Here is a 7,053-nt window from a genome sequence, read left to right on the forward strand (position 1 = left end):
CCCATGAAGGGGGGGCCTTGGGGAAGGCCAACCCCCCCCCCCGTCGCCCCCCCCTCCGCGTGGCTACGCGCCGTACACCTTGAACGCGATCACGTGCGCGTGCCGCGCCCCGTGCGTCGTGTCGACCACGAGCCGCAGCGCGTCGGTGCGCACGGGCCCGCCGTCCGCGCCGTTCAGATCGTGCACGCGGTGGCGGCGGCGGTTGCCCGTCACCGTCAGCAGCGTGTGCCAGGTGCCATCGGGCTCGCGGCTCTGGATACGGTAGTCGCGGACCAGTTCCGGCATGACCTCGAACGGGGTGCGGTGCCGGTGCAGGTTGTTGAGGTACTCGTCGACGTCGTCGTCGAACACCACGCGCGTTTCGGTGAGTTGCTGCTCCTTGTCCCAGTCGAGGCGCAGCCACTGCGCGGCCCGGTCCGGGTCGGGCAGCAGCTCGGACGACCACATCTGCGGGCCCCCGTAGGCGCGTTGGAATCCGCCGACGGCCCGCTCGGGCAGGAACGCGGCGGTGTCCGGGGTCGCACGGAAGCCGAAGGTACGGCGGCGCAGTCCGCGGGCCTGCCACTCCAGGACCAACTGGCCCTCTTCCTCCGGGATGTCGTGGTCGACGGCCGCGTCTCCTTCGGCCCTGCTGCGCAGGGCGAGGACGCCGTCGGTGCGCTCGGGGACGAGGACCAGCGCCGCACCCGAACAGGCGCGCACGATCAGTACGACGTTCTCCGGGGTGTCCGGGTGGTGGTCGAAGCGGGCCGTGACCCAGTGAGGGCCGCCGGCCGGCACGGTCACCATGGTGGTGAGCATGTGGTCGACGGGGACTGCGTTCTCGGGGCGGCCGGTGCTCCACAGTTCCACGGTGAGTTCGCTCGGCAGCTCGCCCGGGGCGCCGTGGACGAGTAGGTCGACCGTGTCGAGCGCCGGGTCGACCGGCAGCAGCAGCGCGAGGTCCCGGGTGAGCGGGTACGGCTCACCGGGCGCGGCCGGCGTGGGCTCGGCGGCCAGGCGGCTCAGGTACGAGGAGGCGCTGACGCGGGCCGTGCGCGCCAGGTTGTCGGGGTCGTCGTCGTACAGGCCGATGACCGAGGCATCCTGCCGCAGCAGGGCGCGGCGCACCAGCTCGGGGTGGTCGGCGGCGAGTTCGCGCGGGCTGAGGCTCTCGGCGACGCACAGCGCGGCGGCCGTGCCCGCGGCCTCGCCGAGCGTGGCGCAGGTGGCCATGACCCGGGTGGCACCGAAGGCTATGTGGGTGGCGGAGATGTTGCGCCCGGCGAACAGGAGGTTCGTGACGTTCATCGAGTACAGGGAGCGCAGCGGGATGTGGAAGATGCCGTCCGCGTAGCGCTGGCGGGCGCCGGGCTCGTCGGCGTACATGCCCTGCACCGGGTGGAGGTCGACGGACCAGCCACCGAAGGTCACGCGGTCGGCGAACTGCCGTTGCTCCAGGATGTCCTGCTGCGTCAGCATGTGGTCGCCGAGGAAGCGGCGGTACTCGCGCTTGCCGGGGAGGCTGCCGACCCACTCCAGCGTCAGGTTCTCGGCGTCCGGGAACTCGCCGGAGTTCTTGATGTGGTCCCAGATGCCCATGATCACGGCCTGTAGTTCGTCGCGGATGCGCTCGTTGTCGTGGACGGTGTCCAGCTCGCCGCCCCACTCGATCCACCAGTAGTCGCAGCCGTTGTCGCCGGTGCGCAGCACGCGGTTGCGCAGGATGGGCGTGGCGGTGAGGTCGCGGGCGCAGTCGGGCGGCACGAACTTCACCGGCCGGCCCGTGTCCTTGGTGTGGAACAGGATCGTCGACCCGAGCAGCGCCTCGTCCCCGGCCTCGGGCGCCCAGGGCTCGCCGAACTCCGAGCGCGCCTCGCGGCCGATGCGGTGGTGGGCGCCGGCGAGGTGGCCGAGCAGGCCGTCGCCGGTGCAGTCGAGGAACTGCCGTGCGCGGAAGGTGATACGCCGCTCGGAGCCCATCATCCAGCCTGTGCAGGAGTGCACCTCGCGTGCGTCGTCCGGGCCGCTCGCGTCGACCTCGCGTACGTCGGTGTTGAGGTACAGGTCGATGCCCGGTTCGGCCCGGACGGCGTCGAGGACCACCTGGTCCCAGTAGTACGGGTTCCCCTCGGGGTTGCGGTACTGGTTCTCGGTGTACAGCTCGCCCATGATGCCGGTCTCGCGGGCCCAGCGGTGCACGCCGTGGGCCGTGGCGCCGCAGACCCAGACGCGGACCTCGCTACTGGCGTTGCCGCCCAGGACGGGCCGGTTGTTGACCAGGGCGACGCGTCGGCCGAGCCGGGCCGCGGCGATGGCCGCGCAGGTCCCCGCCAGGCCGCCGCCGATGACGGCGATGTCGTAATGGACCTCTTCTTCCCGCACGGTGCGGCCTCCTTGGTGTGATGCTCGGATGCTCTCCGTCGCAGCGGAGCGGCCTTGAACGTACATCACATGCATATTGTGCAACCACTGTTCGGATAGTGGGATGTGTTGTAGGTTTCCAGCGCGGCCGACGACATCGCCGCCGTGGGCCAACAGCCAAACTCATGGCATGTGCGGCGACTTCGCCGGTCTTATACGGGAACCGGCGATTCACCGACCAAAAGGGTTGACGCCGTCGCACGATATGGAGAACGATCCCGCATGCTGCAACTTGCGTTCGACGGAGCATGCATGGCATTCACTCAGGGCCTCGGTCGAAGCAGGGGACGGGGCGGCTCACCGCTCACGCCCGGCCGCGTCACATCCGCCTACCGGCGCACGGCCTCCCGTGCCACGCCCTGCATCAGCGCTCCCGCCCCGTTCGAGAGGACACACCCATGAGTACGGCCGCACCTCCACAGAAGGCCGCTCCACGCCGTGAGCGGACCGGCGGACGGCTCTCCAACGGCGCGTTCGCACTGCTGCTGACCGCACCGGGGCTCGCCCTGTTCGCGGCGATCATCATCTATCCGCTGCTGTCCGCGCTGTTCACCGGCTTCTTCAAGCAGGATCTGCGGCTGCCGGGCCGGGAGTTCGTCGGCCTGGAGAACTTCAGCTACTGGCTGGACGGCGAGTTCCTCACGATCCTCAAGCAGACGCTGGTCTTCACCTTCGGTGCGACCCTCGTCCCCTTCGTGGTCGGTTTCGCCCTCGCGCTCGCGCTGAACTCGGGCCTGAAGGGCAGCGGCTTCCTGCGCGGCCTGTTCCTCTTCCCGTGGGTGATCCCGGGCGTGGTGGTCTCCTTCCTGTGGATGTGGATCTTCAACGCGAACTACGGCGTGCTGAACGGCATCCTCATGAAGGCCGGGATCATCGAGGAGTCCATCTCCTGGCTCGGCCAGCCCGGCACCGCCATGCTCGCCGTCATCGTCACCAAGACCTGGGCGAGCTTCCCCTGGATGATGGTGATGCTCCTGGCCGGTCTGCAGACCGTGCCCAAGGAACTGCACGAGGCGGCCTCCATGGACGGGGCGGGCTCGATCCGGCGCTTCTTCGCCGTCACCTGGCCGCAGGTCCGCGGTGTCGCCTCGATCGTGCTGCTCCTGGAGTTCATCTGGAACTTCCAGCACTTCGACACCATCTACGTGCTCACCGGCGGCGGCCCGGCCGGCACCACCGAGACCTTCGCGACCGCCGTGTACCAGACCGCCTTCAAGGGCTTCGACATCGGCCGGGCGACCGCGCTGGGCGGTCTGTGGATGGTGCTCCTGCTCATCCTGGTCGCCGTCTACCTCAGGATCACCGAGCGGAAGGGCGACGCCCGATGACCTCCACGACCTCCACCCCGCTGTCCGGCACCGACCGGCTGAGGCCGTCCGCCACGTCCGCCGGGCGCACCTCGCGGCGTCGGATGCGCAAGGACCTGCTGCGCTCGCGGATCGCCGCCTGGACCGCGATCCTGGTGATCGGCGCGTTCGGCATGCTGCCGGTCTACTGGCTGCTGGCCACCGCCCTGAGCAGCCCCGAGCAGACCTTCCAGTTCCCGCCGAAGCTCATACCCACCGACATCACCTTCAGCAACTTCACGGCCCTCGTCGAGAACGACCAGTTGGTCAAGTACCTGGTCAACTCCCTCATCGTGGCCTCGATCACCGCCGTGCTGAGCGTGGTCGTCGCCACGTACATGGGCTACTCGTTCTCCAAGTTCCGCTACCGCGGGCGGCGGTCGCTGATGCACATGGTGCTGGCCTCCCAGATGTTCCCCCAGGCGCTCCTGCTGGTGACGCTGTACGCCGTGTTCTCCAGCTTCGGCCTGCTGAACACGTACACCGCCCTGGTGCTGTCCTTCACCACGTTCACGATGCCGCTCTGCATCTGGATGCTGAAGGGCATCTTCGACACCATCCCGGACGCCCTGCTGGAGGCCGCGTCCATCGACGGCGCGTCCCGGTGGCGGGCGCTGCACTCCATCGTGGCGCCGCTGGCCGCGCCCGGAATGATCGCCGCCGGACTGTTCGCCTTCGTCCGCGGCTGGAACGACTTCATCTTCGCCGTGACGCTGGCCGACAAGGAGAAGCAGACCCTGCCGCCCGGCCTCGTCTCCACCTACATCGGTGAGTTCCAGACTGCCTGGCCCGAGCTGATGGCCGCCTCGCTGGTGGTGTCCGCGCCGGTGGTCGTCGCCTTCATGTTCCTGCAGCGCTACCTCGTCGGCGGCATGACCGCCGGCTCGGTCAAGAGCTGAGCACGCGGGATCCGCCCGCTCCCTCCCCCACGCACGACCCCTTCCGCCCACTCCCCCATGGAGACACCATGACCACCTCTGGCACCAGCCGGCGCGGCGCGCTGCGCATGTTCGGCATCGGCGCGCTCGGTGTGGCCGGCGCCGGCGTGCTCGGCGCCTGCGCACCGTCCGGCGCCGGCACCTCCTCCAACAGCGGCGACACGAAGTCCAAGAACTTCGACTTCACCTCCTGGTCGCTCAACGAGGAGGCTGCCAAGCCCTCGATCGAGAAAATCATCGCGGCGTGGGAGAAGGACAAGAGCTCCAAGGTCCGCGCGGTCTCGTACCCGTACAACGAGTACCTGAGCCAGCTCACCCTCAAGCTCGGCGGCGGGGAGACGACCGGCGCGGTGCATCTCGACATCGCCTGGCTCGCCGCGGTGGCGCAGATGGGCAAACTCGCCGACCTCGGTTCCGTGGCCCTGAAGGGCGGCTACACGAACGTGGCGCTGGACAGCGGCATGTACGACGGCAAGCAGTACGGCCTGCCGTGGAACACCGGCTCGATCGGTGTGATCGCCAACTCCAAGCTCCTGGAGAAGGCCGGCATCAAGAAGCACCCCGCCACCGTCGAGGAGTTCGAGGGGGCGCTGCGGGAGCTGAAGGGGCTCGGCGGCGGTGTCGTGCCGTACGCCGCGGCCACCAAGGTCGCGCAGCTCAAGGACATCTTCCCGTGGATGCAGACCTTCGGCTGCACGCTCCTGGAGGACGACAGGGTGACCATCGGCGACGACGCCTCCATCGACGCGGTCACCTGGTACAAGAAGCTGCACGACGAGAAGCTGATCGCCGCGGACGTGGACCGCTTCGACGCGCGTGCCCTGTTCGGGCAGGGCAAGGCCGCCTTCTACGACGACGCCATCATCGGCAAGGGCGTGACCGCGGCGCAGTCCAAGGACAAGACGCTGGCCGACGCGATGCAGCCGATGAAGCGACCGGTGCTGCGCTCCGGTGACACTCCGCAGGCGCTGCTGTGGGGCGGTGTGATCGCGATCGTCAAGGGCAAGGGGCAGGACGCGGCGACGGAGTTCGCGCTGCACACCACCTCCGACCGCGCCACCACCACCGAGTACTTCGCCGCCCGCGCGCTGCCGCCGTCCACCACGGCGGGCCTGGCCGACCCGAAGGTCGCGCAGGACACCTTCACCACCGAGTGGACCGAGAAGATCACCGATACGGCGACCGGCAGCCCGTTCTGGCAGTTCGCGCAGAACGCTCAGATCGAGGAAGCCGTGGCCAAGCAGGTCCAGGCCGTCCTGGTCGGCAAGTCGAAGCCGAAGGACGCGATGAAGAAGGCCGCCGAGGAGGTCACCGACCTCATCAAACGCTGAGCCGGCGCACGGCGGTCCGGGGCCCGGTGAAGGCAGAACGTCCTTCACCGGGCCCCTCGCAATGTTGCACATGCTTTCCCTTAGATGTATCTCGAATCCGCATTGCGCAATCTCTATTCACAATTTGGGATCTGTTGTAAGTTCCGGCGCAGCGGAGAAGGTGGACCGACCTGCGCGGCCGCTCCCGTTCGCCTCACCATCACGCCCGCGAAGGAGTTCACCTTGCGACGTCCCACGGCACGCGTGTACGCCGCCTCGGCCGCGGCCCTGGCCGCCCTGCTCACGCTCGTCCCGGCCGCCCAGGCCGACAGCACGGACCTCACGGCAGCCGCCGCAACGGTGATCGAGAAAGTTCCGTACGCGATGGACTCGTCGAACCAGGCCGCCTGGTGGACGCCGGCCGCCACGTACAAGGGCCGAGGTCAGTACACGTACTTCGCCTTCAACGAGCCCGGTTCGACGGCCGCCACGCACCGCCCGGCCATCGCGCGGCGCGACCCGGACGGGGTCTGGAGCCGTCTGCCACTGCTCGACAAGAGCGGACAGCAGGCCGAGTTCGCCGACGACAACGGTCACAACCAGCCGTCCGTCGCGCGCGACGGCAGTGGCCGCCTGCACGTGTTCGCCTCCATGCACGCCAATGCCTGGCGCTATTTCCGCACCGAAGCCGCCGGCGGGGACGTCACGGACCACGCGGCCGAACTGCCCGACCAGGGCGTGGGCATCACCTACCCGATTGTGGCCACCGCGCCCAACGGCGATCTGTACCTGGCCGCCCGCGTCGGTTCCGGCTCCGACCAGCGTCCCGGCAAGCTGTACCGCTGGGACAACGCCGCCGCACGCTGGAGTGTGGTCGCCACCTTCGCCGACGCACTGAACCGCTCCGTGTACCCCGACGACCTGACGGTGGACGCCGCCGGGCGCGTACACCTCCTGTACGAGGACTCTGCTGCCCAATTCACTGCGGGGGTGAGGGCGGGTCCGCGATGATCGTTCGCGAGGTCGCTTTTCCGTCGTGCGGCCGTGGAGGCGGTA

The 7,053-nt window shown here is 69.0% G+C and carries 5 protein-coding genes; 4 read left to right on the forward strand and 1 reads right to left on the reverse strand.

Features of this window, described 5'->3' with window-relative positions:
- Positions 1–63: 63 nt before the first annotated feature.
- Positions 64–2,364, reverse strand: coding sequence for an FAD-dependent oxidoreductase (locus ACFVX4_RS37265; RefSeq protein ID WP_389986540.1), 2,301 nt, complete (start codon positions 2,362–2,364; stop codon positions 64–66).
- Positions 2,365–2,801: 437 nt separating this feature from the next.
- Here ACFVX4_RS37265 and ACFVX4_RS37270 point away from each other — a divergent pair, with 437 nt between their 5' ends.
- The 4 genes from ACFVX4_RS37270 (at position 2,802) to ACFVX4_RS37285 (ending at position 7,008) form a co-directional block, all read left to right on the forward strand.
- A complete protein-coding gene (locus ACFVX4_RS37270) occupies positions 2,802–3,731 on the forward strand; it encodes a carbohydrate ABC transporter permease (RefSeq protein ID WP_389986543.1) in 930 nt (309 codons plus the stop codon).
- Positions 3,728–4,648: a carbohydrate ABC transporter permease gene (locus ACFVX4_RS37275; RefSeq protein ID WP_389986546.1), complete on the forward strand. Its 921-nt coding sequence runs from the start codon at positions 3,728–3,730 to the stop codon at positions 4,646–4,648. Before ACFVX4_RS37270 ends, ACFVX4_RS37275 begins: the two co-directional genes overlap by 4 nt.
- Before the next feature lie 68 nt (positions 4,649–4,716).
- Entirely contained in the window at positions 4,717–6,018 is a 1,302-nt protein-coding gene (locus ACFVX4_RS37280) for an extracellular solute-binding protein (RefSeq protein ID WP_389986549.1), read from the forward strand.
- 222 nt (positions 6,019–6,240) lie between these two features.
- Positions 6,241–7,008, forward strand: coding sequence for a BNR-4 repeat-containing protein (locus ACFVX4_RS37285; RefSeq protein ID WP_389986552.1), 768 nt, complete (start codon positions 6,241–6,243; stop codon positions 7,006–7,008).
- Positions 7,009–7,053 lie beyond the last annotated feature (45 nt).

Source organism: Streptomyces sp. NPDC058240 (genome assembly GCF_042882135.1).
Classification (GTDB): domain Bacteria; phylum Actinomycetota; class Actinomycetes; order Streptomycetales; family Streptomycetaceae; genus Streptomyces.

Bases quoted from the DNA above. Each gene is read 5' to 3' on its own strand.
- ACFVX4_RS37270 (WP_389986543.1), top strand. From the start codon at position 2,802: ATGAGTACGGCCGCACCTCCACAGAAGGCCGCTCCACGCCGTGAGCGG.
- ACFVX4_RS37275 (WP_389986546.1), top strand. From the start codon at position 3,728: ATGACCTCCACGACCTCCACCCCGCTGTCCGGCACCGACCGGCTGAGG.
- ACFVX4_RS37280 (WP_389986549.1), top strand. From the start codon at position 4,717: ATGACCACCTCTGGCACCAGCCGGCGCGGCGCGCTGCGCATGTTCGGC.